General features: G+C 70.2%; 14 protein-coding genes. 8 read left to right on the forward strand and 6 right to left on the reverse strand.

Features of this window, described 5'->3' with window-relative positions; translation table 11 throughout:
* Positions 1-306 precede the first annotated feature (306 nt).
* The 6 genes from ACIPXB_RS12305 to ACIPXB_RS12330 all read left to right on the forward strand — a co-directional run bounded on the left by ACIPXB_RS12305 (position 307) and on the right by ACIPXB_RS12330 (position 9,782).
* Complete coding sequence (locus ACIPXB_RS12305) at positions 307-1,839, forward strand: leucyl aminopeptidase (RefSeq protein ID WP_401447963.1); 1,533 nt, start codon at positions 307-309, stop codon at positions 1,837-1,839.
* A gap of 249 nt (positions 1,840-2,088) precedes the next feature.
* The gene (gene lpdA, locus ACIPXB_RS12310; RefSeq protein WP_401447966.1) at positions 2,089-3,477 is read left to right on the forward strand and encodes a dihydrolipoyl dehydrogenase; all 1,389 of its coding nucleotides are present in this window, start codon (positions 2,089-2,091) and stop codon (positions 3,475-3,477) included.
* Between the two features lie 53 nt (positions 3,478-3,530).
* Positions 3,531-5,327 carry a 2-oxoglutarate dehydrogenase, E2 component, dihydrolipoamide succinyltransferase gene (gene sucB / locus ACIPXB_RS12315; protein WP_401447969.1) on the forward strand — a complete coding sequence of 599 codons (1,797 nt, stop codon included), beginning with the start codon at positions 3,531-3,533 and terminating at the stop codon, positions 5,325-5,327.
* A gap of 165 nt (positions 5,328-5,492) precedes the next feature.
* Positions 5,493-6,116, forward strand: a complete 624-nt coding sequence (locus tag ACIPXB_RS12320) for a GntR family transcriptional regulator (RefSeq protein ID WP_401448297.1) — start codon at positions 5,493-5,495, stop codon at positions 6,114-6,116.
* Between the two features lie 220 nt (positions 6,117-6,336).
* A complete protein-coding gene (aceE, locus tag ACIPXB_RS12325) occupies positions 6,337-9,018 on the forward strand; it encodes a pyruvate dehydrogenase (acetyl-transferring), homodimeric type (RefSeq protein WP_401447971.1) in 2,682 nt (893 codons plus the stop codon).
* 242 nt (positions 9,019-9,260) lie between these two features.
* On the forward strand, positions 9,261-9,782 hold the full coding sequence (locus tag ACIPXB_RS12330) for a DUF4240 domain-containing protein (RefSeq protein WP_401448300.1): 522 nt from the start codon (positions 9,261-9,263) through the stop codon (positions 9,780-9,782).
* Positions 9,783-9,815: 33 nt separating this feature from the next.
* Here ACIPXB_RS12330 and ACIPXB_RS12335 read toward each other — a convergent pair whose 3' ends face one another.
* The gene (locus ACIPXB_RS12335) at positions 9,816-10,586 is read right to left on the reverse strand and encodes an SDR family NAD(P)-dependent oxidoreductase (RefSeq protein ID WP_401447973.1); all 771 of its coding nucleotides are present in this window, start codon (positions 10,584-10,586) and stop codon (positions 9,816-9,818) included.
* A gap of 87 nt (positions 10,587-10,673) precedes the next feature.
* Here ACIPXB_RS12335 and ACIPXB_RS12340 point away from each other — a divergent pair, with 87 nt between their 5' ends.
* Positions 10,674-11,339: a TetR/AcrR family transcriptional regulator gene (locus ACIPXB_RS12340; RefSeq protein WP_401447976.1), complete on the forward strand. Its 666-nt coding sequence runs from the start codon at positions 10,674-10,676 to the stop codon at positions 11,337-11,339.
* 69 nt (positions 11,340-11,408) lie between these two features.
* On the opposite strand, the gene glnA is transcribed toward ACIPXB_RS12340, so the two are convergent.
* Positions 11,409-12,818 (reverse strand): type I glutamate--ammonia ligase, encoded by a 1,410-nt coding sequence (glnA, locus tag ACIPXB_RS12345; protein WP_401447978.1) that lies wholly within the window; start codon positions 12,816-12,818, stop codon positions 11,409-11,411.
* A 184-nt stretch (positions 12,819-13,002) separates the two neighbouring features.
* Between glnA and ACIPXB_RS12350 the strand changes: the two genes are divergently transcribed.
* Positions 13,003-13,470, forward strand: coding sequence for an RDD family protein (locus ACIPXB_RS12350; protein ID WP_401447980.1), 468 nt, complete (start codon positions 13,003-13,005; stop codon positions 13,468-13,470).
* Between the two features lie 84 nt (positions 13,471-13,554).
* Here the strand turns inward: ACIPXB_RS12350 and ACIPXB_RS12355 are convergent, their stop codons facing one another.
* From ACIPXB_RS12355 to lipB, 4 genes are all read right to left on the reverse strand, one after another.
* Positions 13,555-14,253, reverse strand: coding sequence for a DUF4191 domain-containing protein (locus ACIPXB_RS12355; RefSeq protein ID WP_401447982.1), 699 nt, complete (start codon positions 14,251-14,253; stop codon positions 13,555-13,557).
* A gap of 19 nt (positions 14,254-14,272) precedes the next feature.
* Complete coding sequence (locus ACIPXB_RS12360) at positions 14,273-14,461, reverse strand: hypothetical protein (RefSeq protein WP_401447985.1); 189 nt, start codon at positions 14,459-14,461, stop codon at positions 14,273-14,275.
* A gap of 284 nt (positions 14,462-14,745) precedes the next feature.
* Positions 14,746-15,699, reverse strand: coding sequence for a lipoyl synthase (lipA, locus tag ACIPXB_RS12365; RefSeq protein ID WP_401447988.1), 954 nt, complete (start codon positions 15,697-15,699; stop codon positions 14,746-14,748).
* A gap of 109 nt (positions 15,700-15,808) precedes the next feature.
* Positions 15,809-16,609 (reverse strand): lipoyl(octanoyl) transferase LipB, encoded by an 801-nt coding sequence (lipB, locus tag ACIPXB_RS12370; RefSeq protein ID WP_401447991.1) that lies wholly within the window; start codon positions 16,607-16,609, stop codon positions 15,809-15,811.
* Between the last annotated feature and the right edge of the window lie 7 nt (positions 16,610-16,616).

A 16,616-nucleotide genomic window follows, 5' to 3' on the forward strand; every position in this document is an offset into this window, starting at 1 on the left:
GGCCGGAGAGGCTCTGTGGAAATCATGCAAAGGAACCCCGCGTCCCCTTGCGAGAGTGGGCCCGAGTCTCGCGGACCTCGTCAGGTCGGCGAGGCAAACCCGGAACACAGTCCACAGATGGGTGAATCCGGACGGTTCGGGATCGAACACCTTGCCAAACCCTGGAGTGACGTACGGTCGAGTGCGGGCGCGTACGCTCGTTCCGGCGGCCGCCGGGCCGGAACTACGATCGCTGCACGGGACGGCCGGTGACCCCGAGCCGACCGCAGCTCCACATCACACATACGGAAGCGAGACTTCACCACCGTGACTGCTCTGACTCTCAGCACTGCCGGCGCTGCGACGCTGCGCGCCGACGCCCTCGTGGTCGGTGTGGCGAAGGGCCCCAAGGGTCCCGTCGTCGCGGCCGGCGCCGAGGCCGTGGACGAGGCGTTCGACGGCAAGCTGGCCGCCGTGCTCGACGCCCTGGGTGCCTCGGGCGCCGACGGCGAGGTCACCAAGCTGCCCGCGCCGGCCGGCCTGAAGGTCCCGGTCGTGCTGGCGGTCGGCCTCGGCTCCGTACCGGAGAAGGACGAGTCCTACGACGAGGAGGCGCTGCGCCGCGCCGCCGGTGCGGCCGCGCGGGCGCTGACCGGCACCAAGAAGGCCGCGTTCGCGCTGCCGCTGGAGGACGCCTCCGCCGTCACCGCGGTCGCCGAGGGCGCGCTGCTGGGCGCGTACGCCTTCACCGCCTACATGGGCGGCGAGAAGAACGGCAAGGGCAAGGACGCCGGCCCGAAGCAGCCGCTGGCCGAGGTGGCCCTGCTGGGCGCCAAGCCGCGCGACAAGGACCACAAGGCCGCCGCGGAGCGTGCGAAGGTCGTCGCCGCCGAGGTGAACATCGCCCGCGACCTGATCAACACCCCGCCGAACGACCTCACCCCCGAGGCCTTCGCCGCCGTCGCCCAGACGACCGGCAAGGAGAACGGGATCAAGGTCCAGGTGCTGGACGAGAAGGCGCTCGTCAAGGGCGGCTTCGGCGGCATCATGGGCGTCGGCAAGGGCTCCGAGAATTTGCCGCGCCTGGTGAAGCTGTCCTACACCCACGCCAAGGCGGAGAAGCACCTCGCCTTCGTCGGCAAGGGCATCACCTACGACTCGGGCGGCATCTCCCTGAAGCCGGCCGGCCACAACGAGACGATGAAGTGCGACATGTCCGGCGCCGCCGCCGTGTTCGCCGCCGTCGTCGCGGTGGCCAAGCTGGGCCTGGAGGTCAACGTCACCGGCTGGCTGGCGCTCGCGGAGAACATGCCGTCGGGCTCGGCCACCCGCCCCGGCGACGTGCTGCGCATGTACAGCGGCAAGACCGTCGAGGTCCTCAACACCGACGCCGAGGGCCGTCTGGTCCTGGCGGACGCGCTGACCAAGGCCTCCGAGGAGAACCCGGACGCGATCGTCGACGTCGCGACCCTGACCGGCGCGATGGTGATGGCCCTGGGCAACCGCACCTTCGGGATCATGGCCAACGACGACGCGTTCCGTACGTCGATCCACGAGATCGCCGAGGAGGTCGGCGAGGCCTCCTGGCCGATGCCGCTCCCCGCCGACCTGCGCAAGGGCATGGACTCCCCGACCGCCGACATCGCCAACATGGGCGAGCGCATGGGCGGCGGCCTGGTGGCCGGCCTCTTCCTCCAGGAGTTCGTGGGCGAGGGCATCACCTGGGCGCACCTGGACATCGCGGGCCCGGCCTTCCACGAGGGCGCGCCGTACGGCTACACCCCCAAGGGCGGCACCGGCTCCGCCGTGCGCACCCTGGTGCGGCTGGCCGAGCGCACGGCCACGGGCGACCTGGGCTGAGCCGTATGTGACGCTGCGCACCCCCGGCGGGGCCGGGGGTGCGTTCGCCCATGACGAAACCTTGTTGATCCGGTGGATTCCTACCCCTAGGTAACGGGCCCGCCGTCCCGCATGCCGCCGACAAATGCGAAGATGGGTTCTCGGCAGGACAGGGCCCCCACCACAGGGCCGAAGAAAAAGCGGCCGATTACCAGCCGCCGCCCGGTCACAGAGGACCGGTGCCCGGCGCACATGCATGGAGGACGTGACGTGGCGAACGACGCCAGCACCGTTTTCGACCTAGTGATCCTCGGCGGTGGCAGTGGCGGTTACGCCGCGGCGCTGCGCGCTTCCCAGCTGGGTCTGGACGTTGCCCTGATCGAGAAGAACAAGCTCGGTGGCACCTGCCTGCACAACGGCTGCATCCCCACGAAGGCTCTGCTGCACGCGGGCGAGGTCGCGGACCAGGCTCGCGAAGCCGCCCAGTTCGGCGTGAAGACCTCCTTCGAGGGCATCGACATCGCCGGTGTCCACAAGTACAAGGACGAGGTCATCGCCGGCCTGTACAAGGGTCTGCAGGGCCTGGTCGCCTCCCGCAAGGTGACCTACATCGAGGGTGAGGGCCGCCTCTCCTCCCCGACCTCCGTCGACGTGAACGGCCAGCGCATCCAGGGCCGCCACGTCCTCCTGGCGACCGGCTCCGTGCCGAAGTCGCTGCCGGGCCTGGAGATCGACGGCAACCGCATCATCTCCTCGGACCACGCGCTGGTCCTGGACCGCGTGCCCGAGTCCGCGATCGTCCTGGGCGGCGGCGTCATCGGCGTCGAGTTCGCCTCGGCGTGGAAGTCCTTCGGCTCCGACATCACCGTGATCGAGGGCCTCAAGCACCTCGTCCCGGTCGAGGACGAGAACAGCTCCAAGCTGCTGGAGCGCGCGTTCCGCAAGCGCGGCATCAAGTTCAACCTCGGCACCTTCTTCGACAAGGCCGAGTACACCGAGAACGGCGTCCGCGTCACGCTGGCCGACGGCAAGACCTTCGAGGCCGAGGTGCTGCTGGTCGCCGTCGGCCGCGGCCCGGTCTCGCAGGGCCTGGGCTACGAGGAGCAGGGCGTCGCGATGGACCGCGGCTACGTCCTGGTCGACGAGTACATGCAGACCAACGTGCCGACCATCTCGGCCGTCGGTGACCTCGTCCCCACCCTCCAGCTCGCGCACGTCGGCTTCGCCGAGGGCATCCTGGTGGCGGAGCGCCTGGCCGGTCTGAAGACCGTCCCGATCGACTACGACGGTGTGCCGCGGGTGACGTACTGCCACCCGGAGGTCGCCTCCGTCGGTATCACCGAGGCCAAGGCCAAGGAGATCTACGGCGCGGACAAGGTCGTCGCGCTCAAGTACAACCTGGCCGGCAACGGCAAGAGCAAGATCCTCAAGACCGCGGGCGAGATCAAGCTCGTCCAGGTCAAGGACGGTGCCGTCGTCGGCGTCCACATGGTCGGTGACCGGATGGGCGAGCAGGTCGGCGAGGCCCAGCTGATCTACAACTGGGAGGCACTGCCGGCCGAGGTCGCGCAGCTCATCCACGCGCACCCGACCCAGAACGAGGCGATGGGCGAGGCCCACCTGGCCCTCGCCGGCAAGCCGCTGCACTCCCACGACTAGCAGTCACGGGCGCGACGACCACTTCCGCAATTCCGTTAGGAGCAACTGAAACCATGGCGGTTTCCGTAACCCTTCCGGCGCTCGGCGAGAGCGTCACCGAGGGCACTGTCACCCGCTGGCTGAAGGCCGAGGGCGAGCGCGTCGAGGCCGACGAGCCGCTGCTCGAGGTGTCGACCGACAAGGTCGACACCGAGATCCCCTCCCCTGTGTCCGGCATTCTGGCGTCCATCAAGGTCGCCGAGGACGAGACGGTCGAGGTCGGCGCCGAGCTGGCCGTCATCGACGACGGCACCGGTGCTCCGGTCGCCGCTCCGGCTCCGGCCGCCGAGCCGGTCGAGGCCGAGGCTCCGGCCGCTGCTGCCCCGGCCGCCGCCGCCCCGGCTCCGGTCGCCGAGGCCCCCGCGGCCGCTCCGGCCGCCGCCGCCCCGGCCGCCGGTACCGACGTCGTGCTGCCCGCCCTGGGCGAGTCCGTCACCGAGGGCACCGTCACCCGCTGGCTGAAGTCGGTCGGCGAGACGGTCGAGGCCGACGAGCCGCTGCTCGAGGTCTCCACCGACAAGGTCGACACCGAGATCCCGTCGCCGGTCTCCGGCACGCTGCTGGAGATCCTGGTCGGCGAGGACGAGACCGCCGAGGTCGGCGCGCGTCTGGCGGTCGTCGGTGCCGCCGGTGCCGCCCCCGCGGCCGCCCCGGCCCCCGCCGCCCCGGCTCCGGCCGCCGCCCCGGCCCCGGCTCCGGCTGCCGCTCCGGCTCCGGCTCCGGTCGCCGCTCCGGCCGCCGCCCCGGCCCCGGCTCCGGCCGCTCCGGTCGCCGCCCCGGCTCCGGTCGTGGCCGCGCCCGCCGCCGCCGCTCCGGCCCCGGCTCCGGTCGCCGCTCCGGCCCCCGTGGCCGCCCCGGCCCCGGCCGGCCCGGCCGTCACCGGCGACGAGGGTGCGTACGTGACCCCGCTGGTGCGCAAGCTGGCCTCGGAGTCCGGTGTGAACCTGGCGCAGGTGCAGGGCACCGGCGTGGGTGGCCGGATCCGCAAGCAGGACGTCCTGGCCGCCGCCGAGGCCGCCAAGGCCGCCGCTGCCGCCCCGGTCGCCGCTGCCGCCCCGGCCGCCAAGGCTCCGGCCGCCGCGGTCTCGGAGCTGCGCGGGCAGACCGTCAAGATGACCCGCATGCGCAAGGTCATCGGCGACAACATGATGAAGGCGCTGCACTCGCAGGCGCAGCTCAGCTCCGTGGTCGAGGTGGACGTCACCAAGATCATGAAGCTGCGGGAGAAGGCCAAGGCGTCGTTCCTGGCCCGCGAGGGCGTCAAGCTCTCCCCGATGCCGTTCTTCGTCAAGGCCGCCGCCCAGGCGCTGAAGGCCCACGCGGTCGTCAACGCCCGGATCAACGAGGACGAGGGCACCATCACCTACTTCGACTCGGAGAACATCGGCATCGCCGTGGACTCCGAGAAGGGCCTGATGACCCCGGTCATCAAGGGTGCCGGTGACCTCAACCTGGCCGGTATCTCCAAGGCGACCGCCGACCTGGCCGCCAAGGTCCGCGGCAACAGGATCACGCCGGACGAGCTGTCGGGCGCGACCTTCACCATCAGCAACACCGGCTCGCGCGGTGCGCTGTTCGACACGGTCATCGTGCCGCCGAACCAGGTCGCCATCCTGGGCATCGGTGCCACGGTCAAGCGTCCGGTGGTCATGGAGACCCCCGAGGGCACGGTCATCGGCGCCCGCGACATGACGTACCTGACCCTGTCGTACGACCACCGTCTGGTCGACGGCGCGGACGCCGCCCGCTACCTGACCGCCGTCAAGGCGATCCTGGAAGCCGGCGAGTTCGAGGTCGAGCTCGGCCTGTAAGGGCTGTTGCGGGGCCTGCCTGTAACCAGCCTCACCGTCGGCGCCCCCGTCCGGGATACTCCCGGACGGGGGCGCCGCCGTATTGTCTACGCATCAGTACTTGTCCACGCATCAGTACTCTCATCCCGGCCCCTGCGCGACCCTCCAGGAGATGACGCCCCGATGATCACCCCACCCGTGGTGCACTCGCTCCGCGAGCAGATCCGCGAGCACATCGTGGAGGGCATCGTCAGCGGGCGCTGGAAGCCCGGTGAGCGCATCGTGGAGCGGCGGATCGCGGTGGAGCTGGAGGTCAGCCAGACGCCCGTGCGCGAGGCGCTGCGCGAGCTGGAGACGCTGCGGCTGATCGAGTCGGCGCCGAACAAGGGCGTACGGGTGCGCAACCTGACGGCGGCGGACCTGGAGGAGATCTACCCGGTCCGGGCCGGCCTGGAGCAGATCGCCGCCGAGCTGGCCGCCCCGCGCCTGGCGCTGGACTGCTCGAAGCTGGAACCGCACGTGGCGGCGCTGTGGGAGGCCGACCGCAGCGAGGACGGCACGGCGCAGGTGCGGCACACGGTCGGGTTCCACCGGGAGATGGTGCGGGCGGCGGGCAACAGCGTGCTGCTGCACACCTGGGAGAGCCTGGGCATCGAGGTGTTCACGGCGCTGTCGATCCGCTGGCTGGGGACGGTCCAGAAGTCGTACGCGGAGGAGCACGAGGCGCTGGTGCAGGCGTTCCGGAACCAGGATCCGGAGATCGGGCTGCTCGTGAAGCGGCATGTGCTCGGCTGCGCGCCGCGCGCCTGACAGGACCGTTTGCCCGGCTTTGCCCGGCACTGCGTGCCTCTTGGCGCGGCACGCAGTGCCTACTTTTGGCTTTCGGCCATTTTTTCGACACTTTTCTTTGATCGATCATCGATCAGGGATTTACAGTCGACGGCGGGCCCCATCGGGTCCGTCGACCCTGTCCTGCCCGTCAGGGTTCCTTCTTCACCCCCCTCCTTAGTCCGGAAGGCGGCGCACACCGATGTCCGACCCCGTAGGAAAGCTTCCGAGCGAGCTCGACCAGCTCCCGGACCGCGACACCGAGGAGACCGCCGAATGGGCGCAGTCCCTCGACGCCGTCGCCAAGGCCGCCGGTACGCGCCGCGCCGAGTACCTGCTGCGTCGTACGCTCCACCACGCCGAGGCCGCCGGGCTCGCCCTGCCGAAGCTGCTGGAGACGGACTACGTCAACACCATCCCCACCTCCGCCGAGCCCGCGTTCCCGGGTGACGAGGAGATGGAGGCCAGGATCACCGCGTGGAACCGCTGGAACGCGGCCGCGATGGTGACCCGTGGCTCCAAGTACGGCGTCGGCGGACACATCGCCACCTTCGCCTCGGCGGCCTGGCTCTACGAGACCGGCTTCCAGCACTTCTTCCGGGGCAAGGAGGCCGACGGGTCGGGCGACCAGCTCTACATCCAGGGCCACGCCTCCCCCGGCATCTACGCCCGCGCCTTCCTCGACGGGCGCATCTCCGAGCAGCAGCTGGACAACTTCCGCCAGGAGTCCGGCGGCAACGGCCTGCCCTCGTACCCGCACCCGCGGCGGCTGCCCTGGCTGTGGGAGTTCCCCACGGTCTCCATGGGCCTGGGCCCGCTCTCGGCGATCTACCAGGCGCGGTTCAACCGCTACCTGCAGAACCGGAACATCAAGGACACCGCCAACTCGCACGTCTGGGCCTTCCTGGGCGACGGCGAGATGGACGAGCCCGAGTCGACGGCGGCCCTCGCCCTCGCCTCCCGCGAGCGGCTCGACAACCTGACGTTCGTCATCAACTGCAACCTGCAGCGCCTCGACGGCCCGGTCCGCGCGAACTTCCGCGTGGTCCAGGAGCTGGAGGCCCAGTTCCGCGGCGCGGGCTGGAACGTCATCAAGTCGCTGTGGGGCTCCGCCTGGGACGAGCTGTTCCAGCTCGACACCACGGGCGCCCTCGTACGCCGCCTGCGCGAGGTACCGGACGCGCAGTTCCAGACGTACGCGACCCGCGACGTGGCCTACATCCGCCAGCACTTCTTCGGCGCCAGCGCCGAGCTGGTGCAGCTGGCCGCCGTACTGTCCGACGCGAAGATCGCGGAGTGCTTCCACTCCTCCCGCGGCGGCCACGAGCCCCGCAAGGTCTACGCCGCGTACAAGGCCGCCCTGGAGCACAAGGGCGCGCCGACGGTGATCCTGGCGCAGACGGTCAAGGGCTACACGCTGGGTGCCGGGTTCGAGTCGAAGAACGCGAACCACCAGATGAAGAAGCTGACGATCGACGAGTTCAAGAGCATGCGCGACAAGCTCGGACTCCCGATCCCGGACAGCGCCTTCGCCGACGGTGTCGTGCCCTACGGCCACCCGGGCGCCGACAGCCCCGAGGTGCGGTACCTCAACGAGCGCCGCGCGGCCCTCGGCGGCCCCGCCCCCGCCCGCAAGGTCCACCACGTGGCCCTGCCGGCTCCGGCCGACCGCTCCTTCGCCCCGCTGATCAAGGGCTCCGGCAAGCAGGAGATGGCCACCACCATGGCCTTCGTCCGGCTCGTCAAGGACCTGATGCGGGACAAGGAGACCGGCAAGCGCTGGGTTCCGATCGTCCCCGACGAGGCCCGTACCTTCGGTATGGAGTCGCTCTTCCCGTCGGCCGGCATCTACTCGCCGCTGGGCCAGACGTACGAGCCGGTCGACCGCGACCAGCTGATGTACTACAAGGAGGCCAAGGACGGCCAGATCCTCAACGAGGGGATCACCGAGGCCGGCGCCATGGCCGACTTCATCGCCGCCTGCACGTCGTACGCGACGCACGGCGAGCCGATGATCCCGTTCTACATCTTCTACTCGATGTTCGGCTGGCAGCGCACCGCCGACCAGATGTGGCAGCTCGCCGACCAGCTCGGCAAGGGCTTCATCGTCGGCGCCACCGCCGGCCGCACCACGCTGACCGGTGAGGGCCTCCAGCACGCGGACGGCCACTCGCACCTGATCGCGTCCACGAACCCGGCGTCGCTGAACTACGACCCGGCCTTCGCGTACGAGATCGCGGTGATCGTCAAGGACGGTCTGAAGCGGATGTACGGGGAGAACCCCGAGGACGTCTTCTACTACCTGACGGTCTACAACGAGCCGAAGGTCCAGCCGGCCATGCCGGAGGGCGTGGAGGAGGGCATCCTCAAGGGCCTCTACCGCTTCAACGAGGCCTCCTCGCTGGAGAACGCCCCGGCGGCGGACGCCCCGAAGATCCAGCTGATGGCCTCGGGTACGGCGATCCACTGGATCCTGGAGGCGCAGGCGCTGCTGGCCGCCGACTGGAACGTGGCCGCCGACGTCTGGTCCGCGACCTCGTGGGGCGAGCTGCGCCGCGACGCGCTGGAGTGCGACGAGGCGCTGCTGCGCGGCGAGACGCGCACCCCGTACGTCACGCGCGTCCTGGAGGGCGCCCCCGGTCCGGTCCTCGCCGTGTCCGACTGGATGCGTCAGGTCCCCGACCAGATCAGCCAGTGGGTGCCGCAGGACTACACCTCGCTGGGCACGGACGGCTTCGGCCTCTCCGACACCCGCGAGGGCGCCCGCCGCCACTTCGGCGTCGACGCCCAGTCCATCGTGGTCGCCGCGCTGGCCCAGCTCGCCCGCCGCGGCGAGGTCCCGGCCTCGGCGGTCAAGGAGGCCCGGGAGCGCTACGGCCTGTAGGCCGTACGTACGCACCACCGACGCCCGTGAGGCGGCCCACCCCGGCAGGGGGCGGGCCGCCTCACGGCGTTCGTACGTCTTGACGGCGTTTCGTACGCCTTGAGGGCGTTTCGTACGTCTTGAAGGAGTTTCCGTACGTACGACCCCGCGTGCGACCTGGGCCGAACGGGGGGCCGTGCACCGGCCTTTGGCCGTATGAGCAGTGGCGGCGCGCACGCGCACCCCTGATGCTGGATCCCGTGATGGACGAGACGGAGTTCTGGGAGATCGTGGACCGCACCCGCGAGGCCGCCGAGGGCGACCCCGAGGAGCATGCCGACCTGCTCGTCGAGCGCCTGGCACAGCTCGATCCGGACTCCGTCCTGGACTTCGCCCGGCACTTCGAGGCGCGGTTCAACCGGGCGTACACCTGGGACCTGTGGGGCGCGGCGTACGTCCTGTTCAACGGGGCGAGCGATGACGCGTTCGACTCCTTCCGCTGCTGGCTCATCGGCCAGGGGCGGGAGGTCTTCGAGGGCGGGGTGCACGATCCGGACGCGCTGGCCGAGCTGCTGGGCGAGTTCGACGAGGAGATCGACGGGGACGGCGAGGAGCTGGGGTACGCCGCGGACGAGGCGTACGAGCAGCTGACCGGCTCGGTGGCGCCGGACCTGGGCATCCCGCTCCAGGCGGCCGAGCCGGAGGGCGCTCCGGTGGACTTCGAGAGCGAAGCCGCACTGGCGGAGCGCTACCCCCGGCTGTGGGAACGTTTCCGCGCGGCCTGAGCGCGCGGCCCGCGGGACCCGGTCCGACAGACCCTAGTAGTGGGTACCACCATCGATACGGATCTCCGTACCGGTGATGAACGCGCCGTCCTCGGAGCCCAGCATCGCGACGACGCCCGCCACGGTCTGCGGGCCGGCGAAGCCCTGGCCGATGGCCGGGGCGAGCTTGGTGAACAGGCTCCAGTCGGTGTCCTCGGGCAGCCCGGGGCCGGTACCGGTGGTCATGCCGCTCTCGATCGAGCCGGGGGCGACGCAGACGACACGCAGGCCCTGCTTGCTGTACTCGGCGGCGAGCGCGTGGCTCATCGACTGGATGCCGCCCTTGCTGGCCGCGTACGCGGACATGTAGGGGTGCGCGAAGGACGCCGAGGTGGAGCTGAAGTTGACGATGACGGGGCGGTCGCCCTCCAGCAGCGCCGGAATCGCCTCGCGGACCATCAGGAACGTGCCGGTCAGGTTGACCGATATGATCTTGTTCCAGAAGTCCAGCGTGGTCTTGTGGGTGTGCTCCGAGCGCAGGATCCCGGCGGCGTTGACGAGGACGTCGAGCCCGCCGAGGGTCGCGACGGCGGCGGCGACGCCCTCCCGGACGGCGCTCTCGTCGGAGATGTCCAGGACCGCGGTGGTCAGGCGCTCCGCGACGCCGTCGGCGACGGCGCGGTCGGCGGTGGCCTTGAGGCCGGCCTCGTTGACGTCCACGGTGTGGACCCGGCCCCCCTCTGCGAGGATGCGCTGGACGGTGGCCTGGCCGATGCCGGAGCCACCGCCGGTGATGAGGACGCGACGTCCTTCGTAACGGTTCATGAGCCGAGCGTACCGACTCCCTGACACGTATTGCCACCCTGTCAATGAATGCCTAGATCGCTCCCTACCGGAGGGTACGCTGCGGTGGTGAAATCCCCTCGTCCGTACTCCCCCCAGAACGGTCCGCGCGCCCAGTCGCTGACCGAGCGGCGCAAGGCCGCGACCCAGCTCGACATCGCCCGCGCCGCGTGCGAACTCTTCGCCGAGCACGGCCCCGACGGCACCACCGCCGAGGACATCGCCCACCGCGCGGGCGTGGCGCTGCGTACGTTCTACCGCTACTTCCGCAACAAGCAGGAGGCCGTGGCCCCGCTCCTGGCCGGCGGCGGCGACGAGTGGCGCGACCTGCTCGCCGAGGAGGAGCCCGGCACCCCGCTCGCCGAGGCCCTCGAACGCGCGGTGACCCGCTCCCTGACCGGCCCGGTGGCCGTCTCCGAGGGCCTGAACTGGACCCGCGGCCTGCTGCGCGCCTCCGAGGCCGACCCGGCCCTGCGCGCCGTCTGGTACCGCGTCAACCAGGACTCCGAGGAACGCCTGGTCCCGGTGATCGCCCGCCTGACCGGCCCGGAGGCCGACCCCCTGGCCGTCCGCCTCCTGGCGGCGGCGGCCACGGACGCGATCCGCGTCTCCCTGGAGGTCTGGTCCACGACGGAAGCCCCGCCCCAGGGCCCGGGCTCCCCATCGGAACTGGCGCTCCGCGCCCTGCGCGAACTGACCCGCGGCATGGCCGTCCTCGGCACCGGAGACGCCTGACGGCGCCGTAGGCGACACGAAGGCCCCGCCGTTCTCCTGGGAGAGCGGCGGGGCCTTTCAGCGTGCGGCTTAGAGGTCGAAGTACAGCTCGAACTCGTGCGGGTGCGGGCGGAGCTGGATCGGGGCGATCTCGTGGGTGCGCTTGTAGTCGATCCACGTCTCGATCAGGTCGGACGTGAAGACGCCGCCGGCCTGGAGGTACTCGTTGTCGTTCTCCAGGGCCTGGAGGACCGACTCGAGGTTGGTCGGGACCTGCGGGACGCCCGCGTGCTCCTCGGGGGCCAGCTCGTAGAGGTCCTTGTCGATCGGCTCCATCGGCTCGATCTTGTTCTTGACGCCGTCGAGGCCCGCGAGGAGCAGGGCCGAGAAGGCCAGGTACGGGTTCGAGGACGGGTCCGGGGCGCGGAACTCGACGCGCTTGGCCTTCGGGTTCGAGCCCGTGATCGGGATGCGCATGGCCGCGGAGCGGTTGCGCTGCGAGTAGACCAGGTTGACCGGGGCCTCGAAGCCGGGGACCAGGCGGTGGTACGAGTTCACCGTCGGGTTGGTGAAGGCCAGCAGCGACGGGGCGTGCTTGAGGATGCCGCCGATGTAGTAGCGGGCGGTGTCCGACAGGCCCGCGTAGCCGGCCTCGTCGTAGAAGAGCGGGTCGCCACCCTGCCACAGGGACTGGTGGACGTGCATGCCCGAACCGTTGTCGCCGAAGATCGGCTTCGGCATGAAGGTCGCGGTCTTGCCGTTGCGCCAGGCGACGTTCTTCACGATGTACTTGAAGAGCATCAGGTCGTCGGCCGCGGCCAGCAGCGTGTTGAACTTGTAGTTGATCTCGGCCTGGCCGCCGGTGCCGACCTCGTGGTGCTGGCGCTCGACCTGGAGGCCCTGGGCGTCGAGCTCCAGGGAGATCTCCGCGCGCAGGTCGGCGAAGTGGTCGACCGGGGCGACCGGGAAGTAGCCGCCCTTGTAGCGGACCTTGTAGCCGCGGTTGTTCTCCTCGGAACCGGTGTTCCAGGCGCCGGCCTCGGAGTCGATGTGGTAGAAGCCCTCGTTCGCGGAGGTCGCGAAGCGCACGCTGTCGAACACGTAGAACTCGGCCTCGGGGCCGAAGTACGCGGTGTCGGCGATGCCGGTGGAGGCGAGGTAGGCCTCGGCCTTCTTCGCGATGTTGCGGGGGTCGCGGCTGTAGGCCTCGCCCGTGATCGGGTCGTGGATGAAGAAGTTGACGTTCAGCGTCTTGTCGCGGCGGAACGGGTCCAGACGGGCGGTCGAGAGGTCGGCGCGCAGCGCCATGTCCGACTCGTGGATCGCCTGGAAGCCGCGGATCGAGGAGCCGTCGAAGGCCAGTTCCTCGGACGGGTCGAACGCCTTCGCCGGGATCGTGAAGTGCTGCATCACACCCGGGAGGTCGCAGAACCGGACATCTACGAACTTGATGTCGTTGTCCGCGATGTACTTCTTCGCGTCGTCGGCGTTCTGGAACATCCAACTCCTCCTACTCCCGACCCCGGGGGAGGGTCGGGCTTATAGCCCGTGGTGCGTCAGTGCGGTGCCGCACGCTGACCCGACCATAAGCAGACGGGATTTCTCAAGCATGACCCATTTGTTTCGCACAAGTTAACCGGATCCCCGCGGAGGGGCTCTGGAGCGCCACAGGTACCGTGGTCGAGTGGACAACAGGGAAGCAATCGGATCGTGGCTCTCAGGCCCCCGCGCGGCGGTCGAGCAGATGGGTGTCGACTTGGGCTACCCGGGCCAGCGCCTCGGGCTGCCCCAGGCGGGGCCCGGCTCCGCGGCCCGTTTCGGCCGCCGGCTGGGCGGTGTGGCCATCGACTGGATGGGCTGCCAGCTGATCGCATTCGGCCTCATCACCGACCGTGACTGGGTCGCCGCCGGGAACTGGGCGCTGCCCCTGTTCCTCGCCCTGGCCCTGCTGACCGTCGGCACCGTGGGCTTCACCCCCGGCAAGCGGATCGTCGGGCTCCGGGTGATCGCGGAGGACGGTGGCCGGCTCGGCTTCTTCCGCGCCCTGCTGCGGACGGTGCTGCTCGGCCTGGTGATCCCGGCCCTGGTCTGGGACCGCGACGGCCGCGGCCTGCACGACCGGCTGGCCCGCGCCGTCCAGGTCCGGATCTGAATCCGGGCAACAACGAAAGAACCATAAGAACGGGGGCGCCCCGGAGCTTGGCTCCGGGGCGCCCCCGTTTCGTATACGAGATGCTCAGCGCATCTTTCCGCCGCGCGGCATCCGCATGCCCTTGGGCATCGGGCCCTTCGGCAGCGGCATGTTGCTCATGAGGTCGCCCATGGCCCGCAGCTTGTCGTTGATCTGGGTGACCTGGGGGCCGGCCAGCACGCGCGGGAGCTTGAGCAGCGTCGTGCGCACCTTCTTGAGCGGCACCTCGCCCTCGCCGGTGCCGACGATGATGTCGTGGACCGGGACGTCCGGCATGATCCGGGCCATCTTCTTCTTCTCGGCCGCGAGCAGGGTCTTCACCCGGTTCGGGTTGCCCTCGGCGACCAGCACGACGCCGGCCCGGCCGACCGCGCGGTGGACGATGTCCTGGTTGCGGTTCATCGCCACGGCCGGGGTCGTGGTCCAGCCACGGCCCACGTTCTCCAGTACGGCCGCGGCGGCGCCCGGCTGGCCCTCCATCTGCCCGAAGGCAGCCCGCTCGGCCCGGCGCCCGAAGACGATCGCCATCGCGAGGAACGCCACCAGGAAGCCCAGGATGCCCAGGTAGACCGGGTGGCCGATCAGGAAGCCGATCGCAAGGAAGACACCGAAGGTGACGATTCCCACGCCCGCGACGATGAGACCGACCTTGGGATCGGCCTTACGGGTCATCTTGTACGTCAGGGCGATCTGCTTCAGTCGCCCGGGGTTCGCAGCAGTGTCTGCGTTTGACTTCCTCGCCATGTAGCGAAGTTTACGTGGCTTACGACGTCCGGGTAGCCACGGCCTCGAGCGCGTGCTCGGTTTCGACCCGGTCCTTGGCCCTGCGGCGGTCCTCCAGGACGGCCGTCCAGGCGTTGCGACGGGCGCCGCGGATGAGCATCGACTCGATGCCGCGGAGGGCGTCGGTGAAGGACGGGATGGCGATGGCGCGAACGGGCGCGGCCTGCATGGTGTCGATCCTTCTCTCGGAACTCACATCGGGGTGGTTGCGGTGCGTGGATCCAGCATCACTGATTGGTGTTACCAGGGCGTGACCCGGCGGTCAAACGATGATGAAACATTGACGCGGCCCGCCGGGCTCGTCCTGGAAAGAGCCTAGGGGCCGCGTCGGTGCGGTGTTACTGATTGGTAATCATTTGTGCGTGAGTTCACACGGGTGGAGGTGTGCGGAGTCTCACGACGCCTCACGGTGCCTCGCGGCTCAGACCTCCGCGCGCTTCTCGTTCCCTCGACCTACGCTCCGGCTCGGCTGCGCTTCTCCATCGCCTGCTGGTAGAGGCGCCCGGCGCGGTACGACGAGCGGACCAGGGGGCCGGACATGACGCCCGAGAAGCCGATCTCCTCGGCCTCCTTCGCCAGCTCCACGAACTCGGCCGGCTTCACCCACCGCTCCACGGGGTGGTGGCGCGGCGAGGGCCGCAGGTACTGGGTGATGGTGATGAGCTCGCAGCCGGCCGCGTGCAGGTCGCGCAGCGCCTCGCTGACCTCCTCGCGCTCCTCGCCCATGCCCAGGATCAGGTTCGACTTGGTCACCAGGCCGTACTCGCGCGCCTTGGTGATCACGTCCAGCGAGCGCTCGTAGCGGAAGCCGGGGCGGATCCGCTTGAAGATCCGCGGCACCGTCTCGACGTTGTGCGCGAAGACCTCGGGGCGGGAGGCGAAGACCTCCTCCAGCAGCTCCGGCACGGCATTGAAGTCGGGGGCCAGCAGCTCGACCTTCGTGTGGCCGGACTCACGGCCCGCGGTCTGCTGGTGGATCTGGCGCACCGTCTCGGCGTACAGCCAGGCGCCGCCGTCCGGCAGGTCGTCGCGCGCGACGCCCGTGATGGTGGCGTAGTTCAGGTCCATCGTGACCACGGACTCGCCCACGCGACGGGGCTCGTCGCGGTCCAGCGCCTGGGGCTTGCCCGTGTCGATCTGGCAGAAGTCACAGCGCCGGGTGCACTGGTCGCCACCGATGAGGAAGGTGGCCTCGCGGTCCTCCCAGCATTCGTAGATGTTCGGACAGCCGGCTTCCTGGCACACGGTGTGCAGGCCCTCGCTCTTCACGAGGCTCTGCATCGCGGTGTACTCGGGGCCCATCTTCGCCCGGGTCTTGATCCACTCGGGCTTGCGCTCGATGGGGGTCTGGGCGTTACGGACCTCCAGGCGCAGCATCTTGCGTCCGTCGGGTGCGACTGCGGACACGACCGGCTCCCTGTGACTTTGATTCCTCGGCGCCCACCAGGGTACGCCCGTAATTCGTACGCTCTTACGTCCGGCCAACCTGCGGGAGCCCGGACGCATTCCCCGCCCGTCAGGCGCCGGCGGCTGCCTCGATCTCGCGCGGCCGCAGCTCGGCGTTCTCCAGCACGTCCTTCAGGTGCCGCTGGACCACCGGCAGCACCTCCTCGATCGTGACCTCGCGGCCCAGCTCGTACGAGAGCGAGGTCACACCGGCGTCCCGGATCCCGCACGGCACGATCCGGTCGAACCAGGTGTTGTCGGGGTTCACGTTGAACGAGAAGCCGTGCATGGTGACGCCCTTGGCCACGCGGATGCCTATCGCGGCGAGCTTGCGGTCCTCGCGGCGCTGGCCGGCGTTGGAGGGGGCGTACTCGGGACCGTTCAGGCGCGCGTCGAACTCGTCGTCGCCGATCCGCGGGTCGAAGTCCAGCGAGAGCCCGCCGATCGCGGGGCGCTCCTCGACCGGGTCGCCGAGCACCCAGACGCCGGAGCGGCCCTCGATACGGGTGGTCTCCAGCCCGAAGTCGGCGGCGGTGCGGATCAGCGCCTCCTCCAGCCGGCGGACGTGCGCGACGACGTCGACCGGGCGGGGCAGCTTCATGATCGGGTAGCCGACCAGCTGGCCCGGGCCGTGCCAGGTGATCTTGCCGCCGCGGTCCACGTCGATGACGGGCGTGCCGTCGAGGGGCCGCTCGCTGTCGTCGGTACGCCGCCCGGCGGTGTAGACGGGCTGGTGCTCCAGCAGCAGGCAGGTGTCGCCGACGGCGTCCTCGAAACGCTGGGCGTGGACCCGGCGCTGCTCCTCCCACGCCTCGGTGTACTCGACCGCGTCCGGGCCGAAGCCCAGACGGACAAACCGCAGCTCAGCCACCGCAGCG

Source organism: Streptomyces sp. NPDC090022 (assembly GCF_044748145.1).
Classification (GTDB): Bacteria; Actinomycetota; Actinomycetes; order Streptomycetales; family Streptomycetaceae; genus Streptomyces.